This is a genomic window from Rheinheimera lutimaris (assembly GCF_013283795.1).
Taxonomy (GTDB): domain Bacteria; phylum Pseudomonadota; class Gammaproteobacteria; order Enterobacterales; family Alteromonadaceae; genus Alishewanella; species Alishewanella lutimaris.
The window spans coordinates 18,381-43,860 of sequence record NZ_JABSOD010000017.1 but is presented as its reverse complement, the minus strand read 5'-3'; the positions used below and the strand labels follow the sequence as shown (position 1 = coordinate 43,860).

Sequence of the window (25,480 nt, the reverse complement as noted above, 5' to 3'; positions counted from 1 at the left end):
CAGGAGTTTAGTGTTGCTAAGCATTTAGCCTAAAGTGTAGACCTTATTGCTACAGGCTACGGATAATGTTCACGCCGGCGTTGCTGTTGGCGAAAATACCACTGCAATGCCAGGGTAATGAGCAATGCCAGTACCAGTACCAACTCTTGGTACGGATGCCAGAACGGGTCACACCACAGGATCAGTAACAGCAAAAATGGCTGCAATAATAAAAAGTTAATAAATAAGCGCTGCTGGTACAGCACTCTTAGTTCAAATACCACTAACGATATGACACCGTACAGCGCCAACAACAGCACCACACTGAACAGCAATAAACGCGCTTGCCAGCGATTGGGGCAGATCAGATCACACAAGGCTGCAGAGGCGGTTAAATAACCGCGATAAAACTGATTATCGGTATTGGGCAGCGGCTTAAATGCGGCATTCAGTTTGCCGTACTGTACGTCAGTAAGCGGTAAGCTCCACAATGCAGCACCGCTGAAGTTCCAGTTAGCGTAGGTAAGCTCGTTAGCAAAACTGTCGGCGTCAGCAAAGTGCGACATATGAAACACCGGCAGCATTTTTTCTAATAAACGGTTGGCGTCAGCCGTTTTTTCCATAGTATCAATGGCGGTTTTCAGCTGTTTCATGCCCTGGCGAAAGCCGGACAGCCGGCTGCTGAAGGCTGGCAGCTGCATAGCGTTACTGCCGGTGCTTAGCTGAGCTTTATCATCAAAACGGATCAGCATTAAGTTGACGTACGGCGCTATGGCCAACAAATTATCCAGCGTATAAAAGCCCAGTTCCGATTCTGTTGTCAGCGCTTTGCCATCAGCCTGGCTTTGACGTAACAGCGCCGTTACCGGCACCGTCAGGTTAACAAAGTAGCTGTCAGTGTTGCTGGTTGCCCGGCCGTTGTTCAGTTGCTGCTTTAAGGTCTTGATAAAGCTGATCACACTGCCGTGTTGCTCCGGCGGCAGATTACGTAAATCCAGGTCCAGTGTAATGCCGTCGGCCACCGTGCGGCGTTCACTCAGGCCAAAGGTAACCAGTGGTTGCAGGTTATTCAGCCAAAAGCCGCGCAGTGGCTCGGTGATCAATGCCTGCATCTGTTCAATTAACGCCTCGCTGGCAACCACGTTTTGCCATAACGCATTGCTGTCGCTGCGCACCACAATATCAAGATAAGTGTCATGTGCCTGCGCCAGATTAACAAAGTCATTGTAAGGCCGCCGGTTTTGCCAGTTAGGTGGCGGCTGCAGTTTAAAGGCGCCGTCGATGCTAAAGGCATACAAGCCGATACGGTGCACACTGCCGAAATTGAGCTGTTGCGGTGTATTCAGCCAGTAAGGTTGTAAGGCGTAACTAAAGTTAACAAAGCTAGCCTGCGACGGTATGGTAGGCGCACAACCGCAACCGGCAGCAGCCTGCCAGCTAAGCGGCTGCATCGTAGCAGCCCGGCCTTGTTTAAAACTAAGCTGATATACCAGCAGCCGCTCGGGTGACGGCAGCTGAGCCGGCGCTTCGGTGTTAAAACCGGTTAAGTCCAGGGCGGTATCCAGTATGGCCTGACGGCGAAATACCGCATCTTGTAATGTCTGCAATTGCGCAAGCTGCGGCTCTGTTAACAGCACAAACTCCGGTTGCTGTTGCAGCTTTGCCAGCGCCTCAGCAGTTACCACAAAGCCCGCCGCACTATCACTGCCTTGTTGCATCGCTGCATCGCTAACCACAGCAGCGCTAACCGGGCGGACCAGCGCACTAACATAATGCTCATGGTCATGCACCAGCGGCCGCAGCAGTTGCCGCACCTCATTATCCAGCAGGTATTGCTGCGGATAAACAATATCCTGCAAAGCCAACAACTTTGCCAATTGTGCCTGGCGCTCGCCAAGCCGGCTGATATCAGCAGCGGTCAATTGATAATAACCTGACTCGCGGCTATCCAGCGGTTGCCAGACACCGGTCGTTTCGGCGCCAAGCCAGGCCGGACATAACACTATAACCATCAGCAGCCAGCGCTTCATACCATCATGCCCTCTTTGCGCCGCTCACGGCTGATGCCCTGCAGCAAATCGGCCTGGGTGAGTGCCCTGTCGTGGCGTAATACGGCGGCGATAGCGGCATAACGCACTACATTGGTGATGGCGCCGCCGGCCAGTTCAAATTCATGCGCCAGATAATGCAGATCAACATCATCGCTAAGCGCCACATGCTTACCCAAAATATGCTGCCACAGCTGGTGCCGCTCCGATACATCCGGCAGCGGGAAGTACAGCATCGACTGAAAACGCCGCGCGAAAGCTTCGTCAATATTGGCTTTAAGGTTACTGGCCAGCAGCACAACACCCGGGAAGTCTTCAATCCGTTGCAACAGGTAAGATACCTGCTGATTAGCATATCTGTCGTTACTGCTGCTGGTTTGGCTGCGTTTACCAAATAACGCATCGGCTTCGTCAAAAAATAAGATCCACTGCCTGGCTTGCGCCTGGTCAAACACGGTAGCGAGGTTTTTCTCGGTTTCGCCGATATATTTGGATACCACGGCGGATAAATCTATCCGGTATACATCGGCTCCGGTTTGCCGGCCAATTAAGGTGGCGGTCAGGGTTTTACCGGTGCCGGGCGGGCCGTAAAATAATGCGCGGTAACCGGGTTTGATACTGCGGCTCAATTGCCACTGTTGCATCACGGTGTCCTGATGCTCTGCCCAGCCGATAATATGCTGCACCTCTGCCATTACTGCCGCCGGCAATACCAAATCCTGCCAGGTTAACGGGGTAGTAAGCAGCTTGGCCGGAAAGTGAATATTGTAATCCGGCTTTTGTCTGGTACCACTGCAAAACAGCTGCAAATACTCCGCACTTACCGTTAGCTGTGCGCTTAAAAACGGCTCTTCAGCCACGTCGTGGCGCAAGTGGATAATATTATCGCGGCACAGCAGTTGGTCCGGTTGCAGCAGTTGTATAACCTGCAACCGGACTGATAAATCATTTGCGGCCAGTAAAAAAGCCGCCGTTTGCGCTGAAGGCAAAAAGCCCTGATGCTGTTTGCTGCTGCAGCCGCCAAACTCGGTAAAATTACGCGCCAGATTATCATTACGCACAAAAAAAGTGTCCAGCAGCTGTGGCTGTAAATGCGGTGCCAACGCCAGCAATAAAATCAGCCGCTGTGTTGTGGTTAACTGCTGCTTACGCACAAAGGCGGCATAGCTGCCCTGTGCGGCAGTCAGATCCGGCGCCGCAGCTTGCTGCAACAGGTCAAGCGGCTGCTGCTGAAAATAGCTGTGTAGCCTCAGCTCAATGCAACGGGCCAGCCAGTCCAGCTCGTGTTGCAGGCAAGCAGCGTTATCCGGTGTTACCTCGTCTTTCAGCCTAACCGCGCCAGTGAACATACACTTCTCCTTGCATCCAGGGGTAACGGATCAGCGAGTAAGACCAGGGCAAGCCATCCAGCAACATATCGTAAGGACCGCTGTCGGGCTGTAATTGCCAACCGCTGCCGTTGCCACTGCGCTCCAGGGTGCCGCCGCGCTGCAAAAAGCACTCGCGTAGCGTCGTTATTGAGCTGTTGGCCAACTTTGGCCATTGCGCCAATATGCCGGCTAACAAGCTATCCGCCATCGTCAGAGTGTCAGCATTCAGTTGTGGCCTGAATTCAACCGGACAAGGCGGCTGCACCCCGCTTAGCAACATTGGCAATAACCATTGCTGGCGGTAGTCTGCCGGCAATTCCGCCTGCCGCTGCCCGCTGGCCATATAGTGCAGTAACGCGCACGCCTGCCACGCATGCGCCGTGCTGATAAAGCGCTGTGCTGCTACCCACCCCAGCCGTTGCAGCAACAGCGGTATATATGGCGCTGCCAGCACGATACCGGCATTAGCAACCCGTTGCACTTGTGCCGGGTGCTCGTGCGGCTCTGCAGCGCTATGCTGATGTCTGGCATCGGCTACGGCAGCTGATGCCACACCAATCTCTGCGGCTTTTAGCCTGGCAGTTAACGCCTGTGACCTCTGCTGCTGTGGCGCGGTAGCAGAGGCGGTTAGCAGTTGCATATTTAATTGCTGCAACAGTTCGGGTTTGCGGCCTTGTGCCGCATTACCGCTGTATTGCGCCAGCTGCTGCGACAGCTGTTGCAACAGCGCCAGGCTGGCGGCACTGCCGGTTTCAGCTGCCAGCCACAGTTGTAGCTGGCGGATTAACAATGCCAATGTCAGTGGCTGGCGCTGCAAACTGGATTGCAACAGCGGTTGCCAGCGCAACTGGCGATACAACGGCAAAGGCAGGCTGATACCGCCTAAGCCCCACTGCAGTAAACCGATATAAGGTTGGATGCCGGCAAAACTGGCGGGCTGCAATTGTTGAAACAACTGCTGTAAATGCTCCTCTGCGGCATAGTCAACCAAGCGCGCCAATAAGCCTGCTGCAGACAACTGCTGGCGCAAACCGTCCAGCCACAATGTACCGGGCTGCTGCAATAACTGCCGCAGCAGCAGGTTAAACTGTCGTTGCTGCGCCAGCGTCAGTTGGCCCGCCAACAATAACTGCTGCCATTGGCGCCAGCGCCCGGCCTGATGCTGCAACGCACTGCGCTGTATCGGCCGCGCCGGCGCCAGCTGAGGTAAGGTACTTACCGGCCGGGTCAGGCGGTAGCTGAAATAGCCGGGTAAGGCCGTAAAGTTGCCGGCCAGCTCATTTGCCGGAACAGGGGCAGGCGGCGCCATGCCGGCCAGTAACTCTGTCAGTTGCAGCAGTAACGGGCTATGCCAGGCAAATAACTGACGGCTACGCTGCAAAACCAACTGCATATGCTGCACCAGGCTTTGTACAGACAGGTTGTCGTGCGCGGCCATTTGTCGCAGCAAATAATGCAGGTAACTGCGCCGGTTAAACTGGCTGCCGCGCTCAACCAGCAAATAACTCAGGCTAAGTTGCCATAAATGCCGCTGCCGTTGTTGCAAGGCCGGTGGCGGCAACGCTGATGCGATAGCTTGCGGCTGGTTTTTTGTATTAGCGGCCACCGCACTGAATAACTGCGGCTGAGCGATCAGTTGCAGCATAAAGCGCTGCTCTGACGGTGCCAGCAGTTGCAGCAGTTGCGCCTGCAGCTCAGTGCTTAAACCAAAGGCTAACACGCGGCATACGTCGCTGCTGCCGGCCAGATAACGCAATATGCTCAGCAATTCAGCCGCGTGCTGCAAATACAGTGGCCAGTGTTGCTGCAGCACGACACTGTTTGCCTGACGTAACGCCAGCGTAAGTTGCCGGCGCTGTGCTGCGCTCAGTCCATGCTGCAGGGCTTCTGCCAGCACCGTACTGTCAGGCGAAGGCAGCACTGACGCCGTGTCGGCAATGCCGGACAGCAACTCTGTCAGTTGCAGCAAAAGCGGGCTGTGTCCGGCAAACAGCTGACGGCTGTGCTGCAATGTCAGCAGCATATGCTGCACCAGGCTTTGCACGGATAAATTGTCATGAGCGGCCATTTTTCGCAGCAAATAATGCAGGTAACTGCGCCGGTTAAACCGGCTGCCACGCTCAACCAGCAGATAGCTCAGGCTAAATTGCCATAAATGCCGCTGCCGTTGCTGCAAGGCCGGCGGTGGTAAAGGCTGCGAAATGGCATAAGACCGGCTTTTGGTGTTGTGTTGCCGCACGCTGAACAGCTGCGGTTGTGCTATCAGTTGCTGTATAAAGCGCTGCTCTGACGGTGCCAGAAATTGCAGCAGTTGCACCAGCATGTCAGTGCTTAAACCAAACGCCAGCACCCGGCACAAATCACTGTTGCCGGCCAGATATTTCAGCAGGCTGAGCAATTCAGCGGCATGCTGCAAATACAGTGGCCAGTGTTGCTGCAAGGCGTTACTGTCAGCTTGCTGTAACGCACTGATCAGTTGCTGTTGTTGCACGGCAGTTAAGCCCGGCGCTTTAGCCGGCTGCGGGGCTGTCTGTTGCGGGGCTCTCTGTTGCGGGGCAGTCTGTTTCAGGGCTGTCTGCTGCGACACATCAGTTGGTGCGGTAGCGGATGGCAATAACAACCATAATTGCCGGCGCAGCGCTTCGCGAAAACAATGCTGCAGCACATAGCGATCAGCCGGTAAATGCAGTGGCGGCAGTTGCAGCTGAATTTCGTCCAGCCTTATGGCAATACCGCTGTCAAACTCGTCCAATACCTGCTGCGCTACCGGCAACAGCTCTTCAACAAACAGCCGCTCGCCACCGGCGTTAAACCACTGCGCCATGCTGGTTGAAGCGCACTGAAAATCCAGCTCAACCTGCTTTAGCTGATGCATCGGCAGCCTCCGCCGGTTGCTGCAGACGGTAAATAAACTGCGCCAGTGCACGGCGCTCGGTGTCAGCACTGTGTCGATCAGCTTTCAGTGCGGAACGCCAATATTTAAATAAGCGTTCAAACCGGTTCATTTGGGCAAAATCGAGAAAAAATACCCGGCAACATAAATGTGCCGGGCAATTCATCTGCAGTGTTTCAGTAACCAGTTGCTGAAAGCCGGCATCGGCAAAGCGTGCGGTCCAGCCCGGGCATAAGATGCTGATATGGCCGGAGTAAAAGCCAGCAGGCAGTTCGGCTGCCGTGCTTTGCTCCGGCATTAGCAGCAGATGCTCTATTACATGCAGCCCTTCTGAGGCGCGGCTGACATGAGATAAAAACAGCACCAGGCTGTTAGCCATAATCAGCGCCCGGCGATAATATCGGTAACTGCCGACCAGCCACCATTCGTCCTGCTTGCTGTGCGGTACTTTAAGCAGCACCTGATAACGGTTTTGCTGCAACAAAATGCGGTAATTACTCAGCTGAATACCGGTTTGTAACAGGATTTCCGGCAAACAGTTGCCGTCAAAACAACAGGCATCCTCCAGTTTATGCCGCAGTAACCGGCTGTCGGCGGCATAACGGATACGCAGTGGCGGTACTTGCTGCAACAACACGCCATTGCTGCTGGTTTCGTCCAGATAAAGCTGTTGCAGCTGATCGGTGTCACTGCGCAGCCGCAACTTATGCTGTAGCACCGCCGTAGTTAAAGACTGAGCCGTTTGCGCTAAGTCCAGCAGCAATGCCTGTTTGCGGACAAAGCCTCCGACGGCATCACGCCACAGCGGCGCGTAATGATCGGGCGCGGCGATACGATCTTTTGTCATAACAACAATTTGCTGCAAATAACTGACTTTTTGCTGCAACCGCCTGAGCAGCGCAGATTGAGCACTATGATAATAATCAAAGTGCTGCAGGCTGTGCTGGTGCAAGCTTTCACCATACAATGCCAGTAAATAATCCAGCAGCCGGTGTTTACGCTGCAGCACGTCGTCTAACTGTTGATACAGCTTGGCCTGAGTAGTGTTCATATCCTGATACAGCAACGCGTCCACATCACGGCTCCCGGCGTCCTGCAACGACTGATAATAGTAACTCTGCGTAAGATGTTGCGGCGAAAACAACGCCGGCAACTGCTGTAATTGGGCAAGAAAGTTTGCCAGTAATTGTTCAAACAGCAGCAAGTAGCCTTTCAGTTGTAATTGACGGGGCGAGCTTTGCGCCAGCGGCCGCTGCATGCCGTAGTTTTGCGGCAGCAAGGCCTGCACAGAGTGATAGCGGCCCGAAGCCCGGTAACGGCCGGCCGGTGGCGGGCACAATGCAGCTATATCTGTTTGCCAGCGGCTGTATTGCTGAAAACGCTTTTGCTGATAACGCTGCACAACGGCAGGCCAGTCAATGTTGATGGTCTTATTGCCCATGCTCAACCGCACCTTTGGCGGCTGCGTGGCATCCGGCAGAGCTAAATAATATACCGGCAAGCCTTGCTGCAACGGCAAATTATCGTAACAAGGCTGACCAGCGCAGCGCAGATGAAACTGCCGCAGTTGTATTACACCGTCAATATGCTGCAATGGCTGGAAAAAATCGGTGATATGCAATTGGCGCTGTTCACTTTCGCTGTGCTCCAGTACGCCACCCGGCGTCAGCGGCCCGGTAAACAACTGTTCATAATCTGCGCCTTGCGCCAACAGGTCGCTGTAACTGCGTCGGGCGCTGCTGCGTTGCAACAGTTGCCGGCAACAGCAGTAAAACTCCGCTAACAGCTCTACTGCATCGGCAGATGACTGCACATCCAGCTCCGCCACCGGCTCACAGTGCAGCGGCGCAATAATATCTATTTGGCCCAGTTGCTCCCCGAGGTTGCGCTGTGCGCTGTAGCAGCGCCGGATAGCCGCAATAAGCGGCGCCGTTGGCTGGTCCGGCTGCGTCGCCACAGCAACGGCACGGTATAAGCCCGACACGGCGCACGGCAACAGATAGATGTCTGCCAGCTGCGGCAATTGATCCAGCAGATAACGGCGGTAATCCGCAGCAGTGGTCGGCCTGCAGCTGAGAATTTGCTCCGGCGACACTAAACCCAGTGCAGCAAAATCTATTGTGCCATCCGGACTGCTGAGCAAATCCGCCATGCTGAAGTCGCAACGATACTGCAACTCTGTCAGGCTGAAACATAATTGCTCCAGCAAGGTAATGCCGGGGTCGTGCAGGTTGTAGTCGGTCCAGCGCTTACCGGCCAGTTGCTGAATATCGGCCAGCGCCTGTTGTTTTAAGGCAGTAAAACGGTCTTTTTCATGCGTTTGGCGCCGCTTAATGCTGTACTCAGCCATCACTGCCTCCGCTGCCAGCGGCGGGGTCTTGCCAGCACTGGCTCATGTCGGCGTCAAACCACAACCGGGTCAGGTAATAACTGATACGAACATTGTCACCTAAATCCGTGCGTGAGCGTAATTGCAGGCAGTAGCCCTGCTCCAGCGTCTGCCAACGTAAATCCAGCTTGCAACTGCGCGACAAATAATATGCCTGTTGCATCCTGATACGCTTTTTACGGTTAAGAAAGTTAAACCACCAGCCGGTCGGGTTGTAGGTGTTAATCGCAAAGGCTTGCAACAGGGCATAGTGGCCACTGCCTTTATCGCCGGTACCGGCCATTACTTCAAATGCCTGACAGCCTTGCAAAGGGCCACTGATATCATGCCATTGCCCGTTCGCGGGTACCTGGCGCTTGCCGGTGGGCTGATAGCCTTGCCGGCCCTGCTGCGTGATCACGCCGGCCACATCCAGCTCACTGGCCGGGGTGGCCGTGCCAATGCCCAGCCGCTGTTGCGGAGTAAGGGTTAGCAGAGCTTTACCGGCCTGCTTAAATTGCAAAGCATTGCTGCGCTCATCAAAGCTGATGCTCCACAGCGGTTGCTCGCTGAGGTTGTCACGAAAAAAACTCACCAGCTCAGTGTGCTTACCCAGCACGGTGATTTCAAAACCATAACCGGCCGATTTATCAAAACCGTCTTCCAGGGTATTCAGTGACGAATCAATCAGATCAGCAAACTCCTGCGCCGACGGCATGGCACCGTCGCGGAAAAAATTTTTCAGCGTATTACGGTTACGTTTAGCCATCGCGTGCTTCCTGCTGAATGATAAAGGTATGGCCGATTTCCAGCTCGCTAACACCGGTTGGCTGCGCCAACTCCGGCTTAGGCTGCGTCAATACACGCAAACTGTGCTGGCGCGCCGGTGTGAGTAAGTTCCATGGCCGAACCGGTTGCAATACCAGCTGCCCGGTATCGCGGTAGTTAGCGCTGTCCTGCAACTGATAGCGGCGACCGCCATACCGGCTGATATGCAGCAGCGAAAAGTCGGTCACGTAATCAATATAAGGTTGCTGCTGAATAAAAGACTGCAGCAACTGCGGCCTGAGTTGCCAACCAAAGCGGGCATCCAGCCCTTGCTCATGCCAGGGGCACAGATAATCAGACAGCGCTTGCTGCAGGCGCTGTAAGCCATCACCGCTCTGTAAAGCAGGGTTAAGCTGCACGGCACAGCGCACCTGTAACTGCTCAAAACCGGGGTTAGCCACTTCAATAGCGGCAAAAGGCGATGCCAGCGCGGCAACATACTGTTTAATTTGCCGCAGCAGCTCACCGCTTACCAGGCTGCGCTGGCAGTCCTGATGCTGACAGCTTTGCGGTTTAGCCAACACAATAAGCAACAAACGGCCGGGCTGCAGGTCATTTTGTTCCAGCGCGGCGTTAGGAAAACACTTTACTTTGCTCAGCTGCGGAAAGGCCTGCAGTACCAGGCGTTCAAAATCCCACGCCGTGCCGGCTCGTTGTTTATGGCTTAAGCGCTCAGCGATACGTTGTATTCTGGCCGGGTTGCTTTCTTCATAGCCCGGTTGCTGTAATGCCGGCAAATAACCGGTAACACTAATGCCGGGCTGCTTACTCAACAGTGTCCATTGCAATGTACTTTGGCTTAGCATAGCGGTATCCGGCAATGCCTCTGCCGCCTTCAGCCGGACGGCATTTGGCAGAACACGCCGCAACCGGCCATAGCGCCGGCTTTGTCCGGCACAACACAACCGCAGCCAGGCCAGGCCACACGGCATTAACTGATGCTGTTGCTGCAAAGCATGCGGCAATTGCAATAACACGGCGCCGCTTGAGGTCAGGCCGCGGCTGCTGTCGGCCAACAGCGCCTGGTCGTTAAGATCCAGCCATTCATCATCATGCAGATACTGCCAGTGCAGCGCATTTTCCGGTACGGTGTTACTACTGCCGGCGGCCGGTTCTATATCAAACAACAAGCTCAGCCGGCCGCTGACGCCGGCTCCGGCTAAACCAATAAACACATAAGCCTGATGGGCAAAATGCGGCAGCAGCCGCACGGCATCGCGCCTGGCGCTGGGATAGCTTTGGCGTTGACCGAACGGATACAGCTGCAATATGCGATCACGGCTGCCCGGGGCAGGGTCGCGGCTGGTATGAATATCACAGGCGGCGCTGTAATTTAGGCTAAGCAGTTGCAGCAGCGGCGCATAAGGCGGTTGCGGCAACGGCCGCGGTTTTTTCTGTTTCGCATTGTAAAGTAAGGTTTCACTGAGGGCGCTGCTGTAGCGACCGTGGCCAAAACCACTGACCGGCTGGCTCAGGCTGAGGCGGAAAAACCCCTGGCTGGCCGCAGGATGATACGGCTGAGCCGCCTGTGCTGCGGTTAACCTGAAGCTAGCAACAGCGCTGAAAGCCAGTTGCTGTTTGGGTTGCACCGGAGCATGGCTATGCGCAGAGGCAAACAAGCAAAACTCCGGTTGGCGCTGACGATCCTCTGTTACCCCCTGCCACTGGCCTTGCTCCAACAAGGCCAGCCTGGCTTTAAAACTGTAGTTAGTGATATCTTCACCATATGCCGCATAGTGGCCGGCCAGCCCTTCGCTTGCAACCGGCAGCTCAGCCCAGTCCAGCTCAAGCTCAAGCTGCTGTAGATGTTTGTCTTGCCAGTCACTGTGGTTAAACAACAGATAACTGCCGGGCAGTGGCACCGGGCCAAACGGCCAGAATGGTTTAGTGCTATCCAGCGGCCCCAACTGGTTGCTTAGGTTAAGGCTGCGGGCATGCTTAACCGTTACCTCCAGCCGGCAGCTTGCAATGTCAAACTGGCTGCACAGCGAATAACCACACAATTTGGCCATTGGGTTCAGCGTCAGCCGCATACCGGCATCCGTGTCGTCACAAGCGCATACAGCAGCAAAGCTACTGCTAAGCTGACAGCGCAACCGCAGCCCAAGCCCGGCACCGCTCAGCGGTTGTAAGGCGTATTCCGCCACATTGACAAAGCCGCCGGCGGTGGACAGCGACAGTAAAAACAAATCGCTGCAATAACGGTAAAACACCGTCATTCTGTCGTCACTCAACAGTTGCTGCACACACTGATAACTTTGCACATCGCCACTTTGCAAGGCCAGCTGCTCAGCTTTGGCCACGATAGCCCGGCTGTCTTTTGCCGTTAACCAGTTGTCGGGGCCAAACAGGTAATAGCTAAATACGATACCGAACAAACGACTGAATGCTTGTTGTTGCTCTGTGCGCAGCAACAACAGCAACAATACCTGCTGATAACAGGCCAGCCAGCGCGTTGCCGCCGGCATTACCGGCAGATCCGGTAAGCTGGCGGCAAGCGCGGCCGCGTCTTGCGGTAATTGTGCCGGCGGCACAGTATAATCCAGCCCGGCGCAAATGATCTCCAGCGCCTGCTGTAAGCGCTGCGGCCAGCTATAGTCAGCCCGCTGCAGTAAGGCGGTTAATCTGTTGGCCAACTGCTGTGGTGGCGTCAGGCTCAGTTGCAGTTCTATGCTGCGCTCACCCTCGCTAAGCTGTAAGGTAGGCGACACTATGGCAAAGCCGGGCATCCGTGATACACCGTCATCCGCCACAAACAAAGGGCGCTCAGCCGCCTGCGCCATAGCGGCAGCACTGCTGTAAATGCGACTGACAAAGCCCAGCTCCTGTTCGGGTGAAATGCGCTTACTACTGAGTAAACTCAGACTGTATAGCTGTTGCACCTGCACCGGCTGCAGGTAATGTGCTGCAGTAGTATCAAACAGTAATGGCTGGCCGGCGACGGTTTTACCGGCACTAAAACGGCTATTGGCCGGCAACAATACCGCTGCACTGCCCGGTTGCAGGCTGAGCCAAACGGCCGGTGCCAGCGCGCTACGCCGCGACATATTCAGACAGTCGTTGTAGTAAAAAGCCAGATGGCGCTCAGTTAACCGGTTTAGCTGTTGCTGATTGCCCTGATACAGCCGCAAAAAAGCCAGAAACAGCGCCAGCGCCGGTTCATTCTGCTGTGAGCATAATAACCGGTTGAGCTGACCGGTGGTTTGCTGCTGCAAATAGCGGCACAGCTGCAAAACCCCTGCGCCACTGCGCTGCAGCGCTTCATCTGCCCGACATGTTGCTGAGGCTACGGGCGCAAACTGCAGCAAGGCCTTAAAGTCTGTTGCGCCCTGCGAACTTGCGCCAGGCTGTTGTAACAGCGGCAAGTAAGGCGCCAGTTGAGCTTGCCAACTGCTGTGCAGTTTATCGGCCAATAACACGGCAGACTCAGAGCCCAATTGCAGCAACTGCTGATACCACAGGTGATATTGCTGCAGCAGCGTCAGCACAAAATTATATTGCCTTAACGGCGTTTGTTGCAGTAGTGCTGTCCAGTCCTGTTGCAACCGGTCGGCGTCCAGCGCGGCTATTTGTGCCAGAATAGCCGGCTCGCTGTGGTTGAATAATTGCCGCCAGTTGCCCTGCGTGCTGCCATCCGGAGCAACAAAGCGGATATTCTCCGCCAACCCGGCGGCCAGACTGAGCAATTGGTTAAAACTGAGCGTATCGGGCTGAAAATAATCGTCACGCAGCGCTGCATAACGCTGCTCAGTTTGTGCGGTACCGTCGGCATGAAACAATGCCGGCCAGTGCGCATAGGTAGTAAGGCGCGCTGTCACTGCGCCACCTCTGTGCCTTCAAGCAAATAAAACGGATACACCATATTATGCCGGCTGTTAGTACCGCGGATCAGATAACTCAGTTGCAGCATTAACACACCGTCAAACAGCTGCTGCAAATCCGCGTTTGCCTGTAATAACTGAATACGTGGCTCAAAAAACAACACCGCATGGCTGATAGCGTCAATAATATTGGCCAGTGCATGCTCATCCAACATGCTGAAAACATAGCGCTGTAATGCACAACCGTATTCCGGCTGCATTACCCGCTCGCCAGGCCGGGTTGAAAACAAAATACGCAGACTTTGCTCTATATCCTGCTGATCAGTCACCATTTCGCTATGGCAACTGCCGCGACTAAAACCGGGCGGAAAAGCCCAGCCAATACCTAAAAATGCATTATCAGGTTGCCCGGCGCTCATTCAGCCTCCTATCATTACGGTGGGTGCACCCATCACCACTGCGCCGCCGTGGGCACAGGTATCGCCCAGTCTGGCGGCCGGTTTGCCGCCAATCATCACGGTGGCCGAGCCTTTAACAATGCTGTCTGGTGGGCCAACACAAACGCAGCTATCGCCCAGCACCGCGGCCGGCAGTTTTTCAATCAACACGGTGGCGATACCGGGCCCCAGTACCGGCCCGCCAACATGTGGAACAGGCGGCAAGCCCGGGGTTTGCATCGGGCACTGGTGCATATCGGTTAAACGCGCTGCCGGTGGCATACTCTCTCCTGTTGCATAAGCTGTTGTTAATTAATCATGACCATGGCACCTTTCACCGTGGTTTGGCCGCTGGCTGACAATTCGGCGCTGGCATTGCCCTTGGCCGTAAAGCCTGCATTGGCCTGCTGACTGATATTCAGCGCTGCTGCCTTAAAATCGGCCTGCGCCGCCAGTTCAATGTTATTTACCGCCTGCAGGCTGATTTTGCCTTTGGCGTTTAAGCTGATGTCTTTCGGGCTGTCGAGCAAAATGCCGCTGTCAGACAGCTCTACCTTATTGCCATGCTGGTCTTGCAGCAGAATGGTTTTACTGTCGTCATCCAGCACCGCTTTATTACCGGCGGGGGTCAGAATACTGATTTTTTTCTTCTCTTCGTCATATTCCAGCGTCAGCTTAGTGCGGCTGACAAAGGCTTTAATATTGTTTTCTGCCTCCGGCTCGTAAGCCGGTTTGCGCTTGCTGCTGTATACGCTGCCAAGGATCACCGGATAACAGGGATCATTGTTCAGGTAACCGAGGATCACCTCGTCACCAATCTCCGGCAGGCAAAACTGGCCAAAGCCGGAAGAGGCATAAAAGCTGAGTAACCGCGCCCAGATACCGGCGGTTTCTGCCTGCAATACCGGTACATTGACCTGAATGCGATAGGCATTGTCGGGGTCAGCATCCAGTTTCATCACCACACCGATTTGCAAACCGTTAACCCCCGGTAACACCCCGCCGGCCAGCGGCGCGCTGATATCAGCACTTTGAGCAAACCATTGCGGCGACATGCCAAAGCTCACCTGCGATATCCAGTCACCGTCAGCGATAATATGCCGCACCTGAGCGACAAACACTTTGCCATTAAAACGTTCGCCGACACCGTTTACCTCCAGCAGTACACCGGGTTTCAGCAGTGCCGATCCCTGACAACGCAGCTCACCGCGAATACGTGCCAGCGCAGATTTCAGCTGCTGTGCTTTAGCCCAACCGGTTAAGCCGGCATCGCTCAGCGGTACCGTGCTTTGTAAACGAAACTCCGGTACTGCGGCCACCTGAGCCAGGGTGCTGCCGCTGATATTGCCCTGTGCTGTCAGGGCAATACCGGCCGCTTCGCTGTGTTGTATTTGCTGGCTGTTGTGATCCCAACTGACACTTTTTACGCTGTCGAATTGCTGGCTGGCATCCAGGCTGGCGTTAAAGCTGAGTAAATCATCGCCATACGTGACTTTAAGTACGGCATCGGCCGCTACATCCGGCGCGGCTATGTCCAGCTTGCCATCGTCCACTGCCACCACCATGCCATTTACTTCGGCGCGCAGCAGCATAAAGTCCCAGTCGGTACAGTAGTACTGCACTAATTCGGCCTGGGTTTCAGTGGTAGCAGCAACGGTTGCGCTGACCGGATATTTAGCGCTTATCTGTTGTAAAATTTCGCTGTCGGTCTGGTTGATATAGTTAGCATTGTTGCGCGCCAGCGTGGCGGCAAAAATAGCGTCGCGACATTCAATTACCAGCTTTGCCTGATTGTCGCCACTGACCGCCAGGCTGTGTTTTACCACTACCCCGCTAAAGATTTGTTGTTCGTCATCACCATAACCGGCGCTGATCACCAGTTGGGCACCGGGTGCCAGAGCTGCCTGATTAGACAACGGAAAATCTTTAGCCGGCATATCGCCGTCACTAAAAGTCAGCACTGCCAGCGGCACACGGTTTAACGCTTTGCTGATATCGACACTGATGATACTGATGCTGTCTGCCAGCGCGTTGCCATCGCTGGTTACACTAAGCCGCACCGGCCCATCGGCCCCTTGTAACGGAGAATTGGCCATAGCTTACCTCAGCGGTGGAAAATACAACTGGCGGCCGGGCGTCAGCACGCTGACACTGTCCAGTTGATTAAATTCAGCTACCGCCAGGTAGTAGCTGCTGTCACGGTAAATGCGGTAACACAGATTGGGCAGCGTATCACCGGCTTTCACCAATACCTGATGGGTGAGATCAGGCGATTGCCGGTCAGCTTTCAGTGCTTCCTGTTTATTTGACATATAGCTGCCGAAATTCAGCTTTATCTTCGCCCGTAGCGGGTCGCCACCGGGTTTAAACAAGGTGTAATCCAGCGTCATGCTGGTTAACCGGCCGATAAAACTGAAGCTCTGGCCCCACTGCAACTTAACAATACTGGGTTCGTGTTTTTCACCGACATAGTGGTACACCACGTTTTTCAGCTGCTTTACCTGCTTACTGACATCGATCAGCTGTTGCCCGGCTACCGGCACCACGCCGGTGCCGTCCAGCACCAGCTCAAAGCTGAGCTTTTCCTGCTGATACTGGCTCAGCTTGCTTTCCACTGCCGATTTACCGACCGGCAAGTTGCTGCTGTTATCGGTGTTATAACTGATGCCCAACTGATGGTTCAGGCTGGCAGGATTAATCATCGCCTGAAACTGCCCTTCACCGGTGGGCTGGCCATTGTTGTCACAACAGCTGATGGTTAACAGCGACTTACTGCCACTCATCAGCGCGGCCTCTGCTCATACTGCGCCTGCTGCAACAAACGCTGGCATTCCTGCAGGATGTCTTGCTTCAATTGTTGTAACTCGTGGCGCGGATAAGGCTGGCGCGCCTGGCTGTCACTTTGCGGCTCCAGCAAGGTCGATTTTACAATCAGTTTAGTGACTTCAATCGGCATAATATTAGCGCTCCCGGTTTACGTACTGATAGCTGAACTCCAGCTTTTCTATGGCTACCTCGTTTTTACCGGCGTTAAAACCTTCAATCTGCCAGCTGACGGGGTAAGCATTAACAAAAGACCAACTGCGGGCCGGCTGCCCGGTGTTGTCCAGTAATTCTACGGTGATGGTCATCGGTGTAATAATGATGTCCACGCCCTGCTCAAAGACCTTAATGCACCACTGCACCAGCTCAGAGCTGTTGGGGGCTATACCGCGCTTTAGCACCAGGTTGCCGTGCTTTACCGCTTTGGGCAGTTTATGCACAAAACGGTTTTCGCCACCTTCTGCTACGTCTTCAGTATCCAGTTGTGCACCGATGCCCGACACCTCCTGAAAGGCGGTGTCGGCGCTATCGCCGGATGAAGCAAACTTCACCCGGAAATAAAACGCCGGTAACGGATACTCTGATGCGGCCAACTCACTCATCTGCAGTTACCTGTTACGGGTTATCTATGCTGATGCCTTCGTGCACAATTTCGATGGTTTCTATTGCCACCTCATTGCCGTCGGATTTTAGATCAGTGCCGGTGATCTTAGTCGGCCAGGCATTGGTCAGCGTCCATACCATAGTGGTGCCGCCGGCTTCGTCCAACAAACTGATGGTGATCGGCAAACGCTTGATGGTGTTCATCTTGATCTGACTAAACCAGGCCCAGAATTTGTTATCCGATTTATACACACCCTTTTTCATAGTTACATTGCCGGATTTTTTCAGCCCCGGCATCTTGGTAGCAGAAAACACCGGATTGTCGCCGGCACGGTATTCAATAATTTGCGCTTCTATATCCAGCCCGGATACTTCCTGAAACGACATTACCTCGGAGTCCCATTTCACCTGGAAATAAAACTTCGGTAAGGGCCACACCGACGTGGATTGAGTTGAACCGTCATCAGCCATTGTTAAGCTCCTTGTATTCGTTTAATAAGCTGCTTAGTTAATTAAGACTTCTGCATTTGCTGCTGGAAGGTAATTTCAATAAACTCGGCCGGCCGGATCAGCGCTACCAATACTGTGACCCGCAAAATGCCTTCCAGAATATCTTCTGAGGTCATGGTTTCTCCCAGCCCGACACTGACACTGAACGCATCTTCCGGTGACGCACCGGCCAGGCCGCCGCGTTTCCAGATACCGGTAAGAAAATTGCGGATCATGCTTTTAATGGTGACCCAGGTGCTGGCGGTATTGTTTTCAAACACATAGGCCTTGGTGCCCAGCCGGATAGACTCTTCCAGCATAATCATGGTGCGCCGCACACTGATATAGCGCCAGTCGAGGCTGTTGCCGTCCAGCGTGCGGGCGCCCCATACCAGAGTGCCTTCGCCGATAAAGGTACGGATAGCATTAACGGATTTACCCTGGGTACTGACGTTTAAATCTTCCTGCTCATCGTGGGTAATGTTCACGGCCGGCGATATCACCGCGCTTAAACTGACATTGGCCGGTGCTTTCCACACGCCCTTGGTATTGTCGACCATGGTATAAATACCGGCCATCGCCGCTGCCGGCGGTAGCAGGTTTAAGATGGCACGCATCTGGCTGATAAGCTGACTGTACAGCGGGCTGATAGCCTTTAAACTTTTATGCAGCAGCATTTGCTTGGCCACCCGCCCGGCGCTGTCCAATGTGCTCCAGTCGGCGCTGATATCCGCTATCGCATCCAGTTGCTGTTGCAATTTCAACTGTGCAGCTTTATCGGCGGCGGTGGCTTTGTCATCAAGCTTAGGTAATTCATCCGGCAGGTTGCGCTCTTGTTTCAGTAACTGTTGCAGCAGTTCTGCCGGTGCCAGATTCTGATAACTCAGATCACGTTCCTGCACTATGCTGGTGTTCAGCCACGGATAATAGGCGGTGGCAAAATCGAGGTAATTAATGCCCAGTTTGCCACGAAAGTTGTCGATGCAATCGCCCTCCGGGTGCTGGCGGGGTTTATACCCCTGCCACACGTCTAAAATGGCGACACGGTTACGCATCTTACCGCCACAATGCGCCAACGCAGCCTGCTGCACCGCGATACAATCGTCTTCTGTCAGCAACACGGCTTCGGGGATCACCAGCATGGTGGGTTCCTGCTCTTTGATCAGTTGATCAATACCGGCCATCAACTTAGCGCCTTCAACATCATCGCCGTAATTGCCCACGGACACGATATAACAGGGGCCGCCACCGTTTTGATAGAACAGCATCATGGCGAAATACAACAGGTTTTTGCCGCTGTCGTGGCTAAGCTGATACGATTTAGCGCCGACACTAAAGCTGTTGTCATCCGGTGCCTTGGCTTCGGCCAAACCAAACATTGGTGTCGGTGCAAAGCCAAAGTAGTTGTGAAACTCTGACATTGAACTGATACGCATTGGCTGGTTAGTCAACGATTTAGTACCATTCAGTGCTTTTTCGGTATAGCCGATAAAAGCCGGCACTGCTGTTGCCACTTCCACTACCGAATTGGGAAAGGCATTTTTTTCTACGATATAAACGCCAGGCGTTTTCATCTGCCCCATGATTGGATCCTTTCTGGTTAATAGTTAAGGTAAATTTCCGACACGTTGCTTTCTACTCCGTTTACTACCGCTCTATCGAACTGCCCGGCTGCCGCTACCGGCAACCGTTTGATCAGAATTTTTTCCATGCTGTCAGCCCGGCTCACCAACGCAAACCGGTACGGGCTGAACTGTGTCAACATTAACGGCTGGCCGGATTCAAACACCCTGGCAAGCCGGCCGTTTGGCAACCTGGTATCGGCTCGCTGCACAAACTGTTGCTGTTGCGCCATATCGGCAATGTGCAGCGACGCCGCGTTAAAGCTGCTGCCACAAAGGTAGTAGCGCCAAATGCTGTGCCGGCAGCCAAATTGCACTGAATACGCCGCAGCGTTATCTGCGGTAAGTTGTTCAACCGCCGCACGATTGATAGCCAGCGCCAGCACCAATACCGGCAGTGGCCGGCGTTTAAGCTGCGATAACGCGGCAAGCTCCGCCGCACTGATATCCATCAGCTCTGCACTAGCAAGCTGCGGCCCGGCATGCAAAGCTCCTGAGGCCTGCGGCTGGCGGTTATCGCAATACAACAGCTGATCTGCTGTAACTGACGGGGCGCTGTAACTGCCAAACTGCGGATCCTTGCTGTACAACAACAAATACAGGGTTAACACCGGGTCACAACATGCCGCGGTAATATCGCGCCGGTCGCTGTCCAGCAGCAACAGGCCACCTTGTTTGGTCGGTTTAAACAACAGCTGCGCATTCTGTAGTGCAGCTTTAGATTCGCCGGCAACAACAAGCTCGCCTTGCTGCAACAGGCCATCGCTGAAATACTGATGATTTAAGGTAATACTGCAAAGGGTCAGGTAGCTCATGGCTGGCTACCAATATCGCTGACGGGTTTGCGTAACAGGCTGCTTTGACTGTAAATATCAGCGCCGTCAAAACTAACCATGCGCACTTTATACAACACCGAGGGTAAATATTTGCCGCTCAGCATGCCCCATAAGCTGCCGGCGTCCTGAATGCTGAGGTTTTCCATATCTAACGCCAGCCGTTCAATAGCAGGGTCTAACCCCGGCAAATTTTGCTGCGTAAAAAGCGGATTGCGTTGAAAAAAGCTGATGCAGGCCGACAGTAAAGTTAATGCATCGCTATAGTTGGCGCCGTTAAAGTTAGCCGCCAGCATTAAATATAAATTCAGGTGCAGTGGCGGTGCGCTGTTGCCGCTACGGGCAAAACCGGCATCAAGCAGTGGCATTTTACTGCGCGAAGCGGTTTCTTTTTCCACGCCGACCAAAAACAGCGCCAGTTTATTGTTTACCTGAGTACAAGCACTGCCGTCGGCCTCATTTAAGTTCGACACCAGCACAATATCTTCGTCCAACTTAAAATTATGTCGTAAGAAGCGATTAAGCTGCAGCGCCAGTTGCGACAACGTCTTTGCTATCATATTGCGGTTTCTTCCTGCCAAACGAACACCACACAGCCTTCATGGCTGTGAACGATAATTCAGGGTAACGACTACTGTAAGATACTTTGCTAAGTACCCGGGCTGTGCCCTTAGTCTCCAACGGCAGTAAAAACAAATAACAAAAACAAACAACTGATTATTTATACGAGGAGTATTGCCCAACGCATTTAAAGATAGTGTTTGATTGCAACAATGCAAACATATCGGAAATTTATCAAATAAAAGCCGCTTTCATCGAAATAAAACCAACATCCGACAGCCACAACTAACAGCAGCATTGAGTAAAGCCGCCGGCTCTGTAACAATAGCCAACACTGTTGTTTATGCTATCGGAATTGTTAATGCGCGTTGTTTTTTATCTGTTGCAGCAGGCGTTATATGCTCTGCCGGCTGCTTTAATGTTGTTAGCTCCGGCTCCGGCGCAGGCGCAGTGGCAACGTGAAGCCTTTGACACCCTGGGTACCCGCGCTTATATCGAGTTTTGGAGTGAAGATAACGCCAAAGCCAAACAACTGATATTGGATGTGCAAGCCGAGTTTGAGCGGATAAATCAGTTGATGAGCCCTTACATAGAAAGCAGCGAGCTTAGCTTGTTAAACCGCAGCGCTGCCAAAGCACCGGTAACAGTCTGCAGCGAGTTTTATCAGTTATTGCAGCAAGCGAAACATATTTCTGAGCTGAGTAACGGCGCTTTTGATATTACGTTTGCCTCAGTGGGGTTTTATTATGATTACCGCGCCCGCAAAAAGCCCGATGCCACTCAGTTGCGCCAGGCCCGGCAGTTTGTAAACTATCAAAGCATTGAATTGCTGCCCGGCAATAAGGTGCGCTACAGCCAGCCCGGCGTAAAAATAGATTTGGGCGGTATTGCTAAAGGCTACGCGGTAGAGCGCGGCATTGCGCTGTTGGCACAGCAGGGGATCCGCCATGCACAACTCACCGCCGGTGGCGACAGTCGTCTGCTGGGTGATAAACGCGGCAAACCCTGGCTGGTCGCCATAAAGCATCCGCGTCAGGACGATAAATATGCCGCCCGGTTGCCGCTACAAGACAGTGCCGTCAGCACCTCCGGCGACTATGAACGCTACTTTATTGAGGATGGTGTGCGTTATCATCACATCATCGATCCAAAAACCGGCGTCAGTGCCACCGGCTTGCTCAGCGTTACCGTTACCGGCGCTGACACCACCAAAACCGATGCTTTATCCACCACGTTATTCGTATTGGGCCTGCAACAAGGCATGGAGCTGATTGAGCGTATTGACGGTTACGACGCTATCTTTATTGATGCTAACCTTAAAATGCACTTTTCCGCCGGCTTAACACAATAAGCCGTGGCGGCACCTTACCGCTGCAGATAACACATGCATTAAACCCGTTGTTCAGCTACATTCACTAACTGTAGATACTAACCGGCCGGATATTACGTATTATGAAGTCTGTGTTATACCGCAGCGGGCTATTGTTGATGTTATTGCAGCTGTTGTTTGCGGCCAGCGCCGAGCAACCCTGTGTCTTGCGTATGGCAGCAGAAACAGACTTTCCACCGCATTTAATTCAACGCGACGACCAATGGGGCGGTTTAAGTGTTGAGCTGCTGCAGCGGCTGGCCAGCGAAGTAAATTGTCAGGTCAGTTTTATTAACAGCCCCTGGCTGCGCTCATTACAACAAAGCGAAAGCGGCGACTTAGATGTGCTGAGCCATTTATCTGTCAGCCCGCAGCGTAAAAACCATTTTGCTTTTATCGGCCCGCATCATATTGAAGCTATTTACCTGATTGGCGATCCCACTGTGCTGCCGGCATTGGATAACCTGCAGCAGCTGACACAAGACAAAGATTTAGGCGCTATCGCCAGCCTGCATGGTGCTTACTACGGCGAGGAATTCAGCCGGTTAAGCCAACACCCGGTGCTGGCGCGCCAGTTAGTTAGTATCAGCAGCATTCAGGATAAACTGGCGCTGCTGCGCGCCGGGCGCGTTAACGCTATCTTGGAGGACTTGTCGGTGCTGCATTATTGGCAACAGCACAGCTATCCGATGGCAGAGAAATACCAGCCACTGTTATTGGTATATGAAAGCCCGGTGTATTTCGGCCTGAGTAAAGCGGCATTATCAGCGCAGCAAATTCAGCAGTTAGCTGACGCCTGGCAAAAATTGTATCAAAGCGGCGAGCTGGCAAAAATTTATCACAAATACCACTTAGACCCTGCACGCTTGATACCACAAACAGTAACAGATTAATGCCCCCTCTTGCGTTATCAGTCCGGTGCCGCCGTTTCCGGCAATACTGAGTCGGGCGACGGCAGGCTGAATTGATAATGTTCCAGTTGATACTTTGCGACTATCGCTTGCAGGCTGCCATCCTGATAGCGCTTATTCCAGGCCGCAGAGAGTTGCTGCAGTTGCTCAACACTCAGCGTTTTGCGGTTAAAGCCAAAATACACCAGGCTTTCATACACTTTAAACAGTGGCTGATATTGCTCTGCCGGCACGGTGGCTGAGTGCTGCCAGTAATGAAACGCGGTAATATCCTCCAGCAAGCCATGCACACGGCCGTTAAGCAGCAGCGCCAGCTTATCTTCATTGCCGCGGATAAACACAAACAGCGAGCGGTTGTTGGCATCATTTAAAATACTGTCCAGCTCATCACCGTAATAAGCGCCATTTAGCAGCGCAATAATGCCTTTACTGCCCTGACGCTTTAACTGACGCATATCGGTCAGCCCTTCAAAAGCCTCTGCTGACCCCACCAGATAGATGCTCTCTAACTGGTGCGGGCCGATAAAGGCAAACTGAGCACTGCGCTCAGTGTTGTAAGTCAGGTGGCTTAATACATCCAACTCGCCCTGCTCTATCAGTTTTAATGAGCGCAGCCAGGGGCTGTGAATAAACTCCAACCCGCAGCCAATATCCTGCACCAGCAGTTGCAACAACTCGACATTTAAGCCGCGCCAGCTGTCGCCTTGCTGCACTATATAAGGCGGAAAGCTGGTTTCTATGCCCATCCGCAGATTACAACTGTACCCTGAGAAACTGCTTAGCGATAAAATTAACCACAGCATGCTGTATTTCATACGGCCTCCGCTACAGCGAAACAGCTGTTTACACTATATACGCCGGGTTAAAATACGCCAGCGCGCAGTACTGTCCAGGGATACTGTCGCACAGTACTGTCGCACAGTACTATCGCAAAGTGCCGGCGTTAAATTATCGGCGCAAACGCCGTTAAACGGTCAATACTGGCGGCGTTACCCAAGCCGTGAAACGGTGCCACTTCACTCAGACGCCCCTGCTCTCCGTGCAATGCCAGATAATTCAGCATCACCGTTTGCACCAGTAAGTTGACGTTATTGGCCGCAACGGACGAGCCGGTTTCCACTGAAGCATCCGGTCGCATAAAACCAATTTGTTGATGCCGCGCCTGCTCTGCTGTTGTGCCCCCCAGCAAGGACGGGCGGCCGTTAGGGCTGTAAACCAACATAAAAGACGCCGCGGTGGACGAGTTATCGCCGGTCCACTCGCCTTTGCCACGGCCAAACTCTGAGTCATCTATGCGGCCGTTGCTGGCTACCGAGCCATCGCTGTATACATACACCATCAGCGGTTGGTTCATGCGGGCGGCATACTCCAGGCATGCGCCGATACAGCGACCGGCGCGTAAGTCGCGCAGTTCTCCGGTACCGCGCTCGCCGGTATGGTAATCATAGCCGCCGATAGTAATGGAGCCGGCACCGGCAAAGCCGTTTACCACCAGCTTCATCACCGATGCTGTTTTACGAAACTCCGCGTCAGCATTAAACTCATCGGCACTGAAAATGCCGGCGGCACCGACGATGTCCGGGTCTGCTGCCGGGTCCAGCGTCGCCGGGTTACCGAAACGATCTGCCAGGTCAGCACTTTTAACATAGCCGCAGCGGATCAACTCTTTAATCACTGCATCGCGGCTGATATTGGTATTAACCCGGCTCAGTTTACTGTCGCTGATGCGCTGCACTGACTCCATCACTGCTACGGCATCATTCTGATTTAACAAACTGAATAAATCGCCCACATCCACCAACCCGGTAACATCCGACGGCCGGTCAATTTTGGTTGGCCGCAGCTCAGGGTTATAAAACTCCATCGGCATCATGGAGTTAGCACCGGAGTCAGAGTTACGCGAGCCAATCAGTGGCATTAACGAACCGCTGGCACCGGCTTTGGCAATAGCATACATCGGGTTATGCGGGTTATTACCGGTATCGTTTTCTGAACGCGACGGTAACACAGCACCGTTAGTCATGGCTTGAGTAGCCATCGTGGTGCGCTCTAAAATACCGGCCAGCATTTGTGAGTCACTGTGAAACGCCAGGCCCAGCTGACTGTTAACAAAGCCACCGGCCGGGTTGGCGGCATTTACCGCGGTCGGCACCATATCGGCCGGCAGCCCTAACTTGCTGTACCCCTGCACCGATAAAAAGTCGAGCTGACCTCCTTCCCCGCCTACCAACACATTAGAACCGGCAATGTTGGCGCCGCCGGCTAAATCAAAACAAATAAACGGAATTTTACCGGCGCCCTGCACGTTTATACCGCACAGCTGCTTTAACGCTTCCAGATCCGGTGACAACTGGGCATAGGCTTTACCCGGGTTGGCAAACAAACCGAATACCGACCCTGTTGTCAGCACCGCAGCGCCATAGCCCATACCGCAGGCAATAAAATCGCGCCGGCTTACCGGCTTACTGTGGCAGGCATGAAATAACGGGCTGTCCGGGTGCAAAGGTGTTTTACGTTTCATAACT

At 53.6% G+C, this 25,480-nt stretch carries 20 protein-coding genes; 2 read left to right on the top strand and 18 right to left on the bottom strand.

Features of this window, described 5'->3' with window-relative positions; all coding sequences use genetic code 11:
- Positions 1-56: 56 nt before the first annotated feature.
- From HRH59_RS14730 to HRH59_RS14655, 16 genes are read right to left on the bottom strand one after another with little or no spacing between them, the layout of a single operon-like run.
- Positions 57-2,009 carry a hypothetical protein gene (locus HRH59_RS14730; RefSeq protein WP_173502043.1) on the bottom strand — a complete coding sequence of 651 codons (1,953 nt, stop codon included), beginning with the start codon at positions 2,007-2,009 and terminating at the stop codon, positions 57-59.
- Positions 2,006-3,376, bottom strand: coding sequence for an ATP-binding protein (locus HRH59_RS14725; RefSeq protein WP_173502042.1), 1,371 nt, complete (start codon positions 3,374-3,376; stop codon positions 2,006-2,008). Before HRH59_RS14725 ends, HRH59_RS14730 begins: the two co-directional genes overlap by 4 nt.
- Positions 3,357-6,272: a contractile injection system tape measure protein gene (locus HRH59_RS14720; protein WP_173502041.1), complete on the bottom strand. Its 2,916-nt coding sequence runs from the start codon at positions 6,270-6,272 to the stop codon at positions 3,357-3,359. Before HRH59_RS14720 ends, HRH59_RS14725 begins: the two co-directional genes overlap by 20 nt.
- On the bottom strand, positions 6,250-8,640 hold the full coding sequence (locus HRH59_RS14715; RefSeq protein ID WP_173502040.1) for a hypothetical protein: 2,391 nt from the start codon (positions 8,638-8,640) through the stop codon (positions 6,250-6,252). The genes HRH59_RS14720 and HRH59_RS14715 overlap by 23 nt, the downstream gene beginning before the upstream one ends.
- Entirely contained in the window at positions 8,633-9,427 is a 795-nt protein-coding gene (locus HRH59_RS14710) for a hypothetical protein (RefSeq protein ID WP_173502039.1), read from the bottom strand. The genes HRH59_RS14715 and HRH59_RS14710 overlap by 8 nt, the downstream gene beginning before the upstream one ends.
- On the bottom strand, positions 9,420-13,304 hold the full coding sequence (locus HRH59_RS19565; protein WP_173502038.1) for a baseplate J/gp47 family protein: 3,885 nt from the start codon (positions 13,302-13,304) through the stop codon (positions 9,420-9,422). The genes HRH59_RS14710 and HRH59_RS19565 overlap by 8 nt, the downstream gene beginning before the upstream one ends.
- Positions 13,301-13,726 (bottom strand): GPW/gp25 family protein, encoded by a 426-nt coding sequence (locus tag HRH59_RS14700; RefSeq protein WP_173502037.1) that lies wholly within the window; start codon positions 13,724-13,726, stop codon positions 13,301-13,303. Before HRH59_RS14700 ends, HRH59_RS19565 begins: the two co-directional genes overlap by 4 nt.
- Complete coding sequence (locus tag HRH59_RS14695) at positions 13,727-14,026, bottom strand: PAAR domain-containing protein (RefSeq protein ID WP_173502036.1); 300 nt, start codon at positions 14,024-14,026, stop codon at positions 13,727-13,729. It abuts the gene before it with no gap.
- Between the two features lie 26 nt (positions 14,027-14,052).
- Entirely contained in the window at positions 14,053-15,840 is a 1,788-nt protein-coding gene (gene vgrG, locus HRH59_RS14690; protein ID WP_173502035.1) for a type VI secretion system tip protein VgrG, read from the bottom strand.
- Positions 15,841-15,843: 3 nt separating this feature from the next.
- A complete protein-coding gene (locus tag HRH59_RS14685) occupies positions 15,844-16,527 on the bottom strand; it encodes a CIS tube protein (RefSeq protein WP_173502034.1) in 684 nt (227 codons plus the stop codon).
- Entirely contained in the window at positions 16,527-16,700 is a 174-nt protein-coding gene (locus HRH59_RS14680) for a DUF5908 family protein (RefSeq protein WP_173502033.1), read from the bottom strand. The genes HRH59_RS14685 and HRH59_RS14680 overlap by 1 nt, the downstream gene beginning before the upstream one ends.
- 4 nt (positions 16,701-16,704) lie before the next feature.
- Positions 16,705-17,169 (bottom strand): phage tail protein, encoded by a 465-nt coding sequence (locus HRH59_RS14675; protein ID WP_173502032.1) that lies wholly within the window; start codon positions 17,167-17,169, stop codon positions 16,705-16,707.
- Positions 17,170-17,182: 13 nt separating this feature from the next.
- Positions 17,183-17,641 (bottom strand): phage tail protein, encoded by a 459-nt coding sequence (locus tag HRH59_RS14670; protein WP_173502031.1) that lies wholly within the window; start codon positions 17,639-17,641, stop codon positions 17,183-17,185.
- A 41-nt stretch (positions 17,642-17,682) separates the two neighbouring features.
- Positions 17,683-19,242, bottom strand: coding sequence for a phage tail sheath family protein (locus HRH59_RS14665; protein ID WP_173502030.1), 1,560 nt, complete (start codon positions 19,240-19,242; stop codon positions 17,683-17,685).
- Positions 19,243-19,259: 17 nt separating this feature from the next.
- Positions 19,260-20,096, bottom strand: coding sequence for a hypothetical protein (locus HRH59_RS14660; RefSeq protein ID WP_173502029.1), 837 nt, complete (start codon positions 20,094-20,096; stop codon positions 19,260-19,262).
- Positions 20,093-20,674, bottom strand: a complete 582-nt coding sequence (locus HRH59_RS14655; protein ID WP_173502028.1) for a DUF4255 domain-containing protein — start codon at positions 20,672-20,674, stop codon at positions 20,093-20,095. The genes HRH59_RS14660 and HRH59_RS14655 overlap by 4 nt, the downstream gene beginning before the upstream one ends.
- 362 nt (positions 20,675-21,036) lie before the next feature.
- On the opposite strand from HRH59_RS14655, the gene HRH59_RS14650 reads away from it, so the two are divergent.
- Both HRH59_RS14650 and HRH59_RS14645 read left to right on the top strand, forming a co-directional pair.
- Positions 21,037-22,026 (top strand): FAD:protein FMN transferase, encoded by a 990-nt coding sequence (locus HRH59_RS14650; protein WP_173502027.1) that lies wholly within the window; start codon positions 21,037-21,039, stop codon positions 22,024-22,026.
- Between the two features lie 101 nt (positions 22,027-22,127).
- Positions 22,128-22,937 (top strand): substrate-binding periplasmic protein, encoded by an 810-nt coding sequence (locus HRH59_RS14645; protein WP_231702516.1) that lies wholly within the window; start codon positions 22,128-22,130, stop codon positions 22,935-22,937.
- 17 nt (positions 22,938-22,954) lie between these two features.
- On the opposite strand, the gene HRH59_RS14640 is transcribed toward HRH59_RS14645, so the two are convergent.
- Positions 22,955-23,770 (bottom strand): substrate-binding periplasmic protein, encoded by an 816-nt coding sequence (locus tag HRH59_RS14640; protein ID WP_173502026.1) that lies wholly within the window; start codon positions 23,768-23,770, stop codon positions 22,955-22,957.
- Between the two features lie 128 nt (positions 23,771-23,898).
- Positions 23,899-25,476: a general secretion pathway protein GspF gene (locus tag HRH59_RS14635; protein ID WP_173502025.1), complete on the bottom strand. Its 1,578-nt coding sequence runs from the start codon at positions 25,474-25,476 to the stop codon at positions 23,899-23,901.
- Positions 25,477-25,480 lie beyond the last annotated feature (4 nt).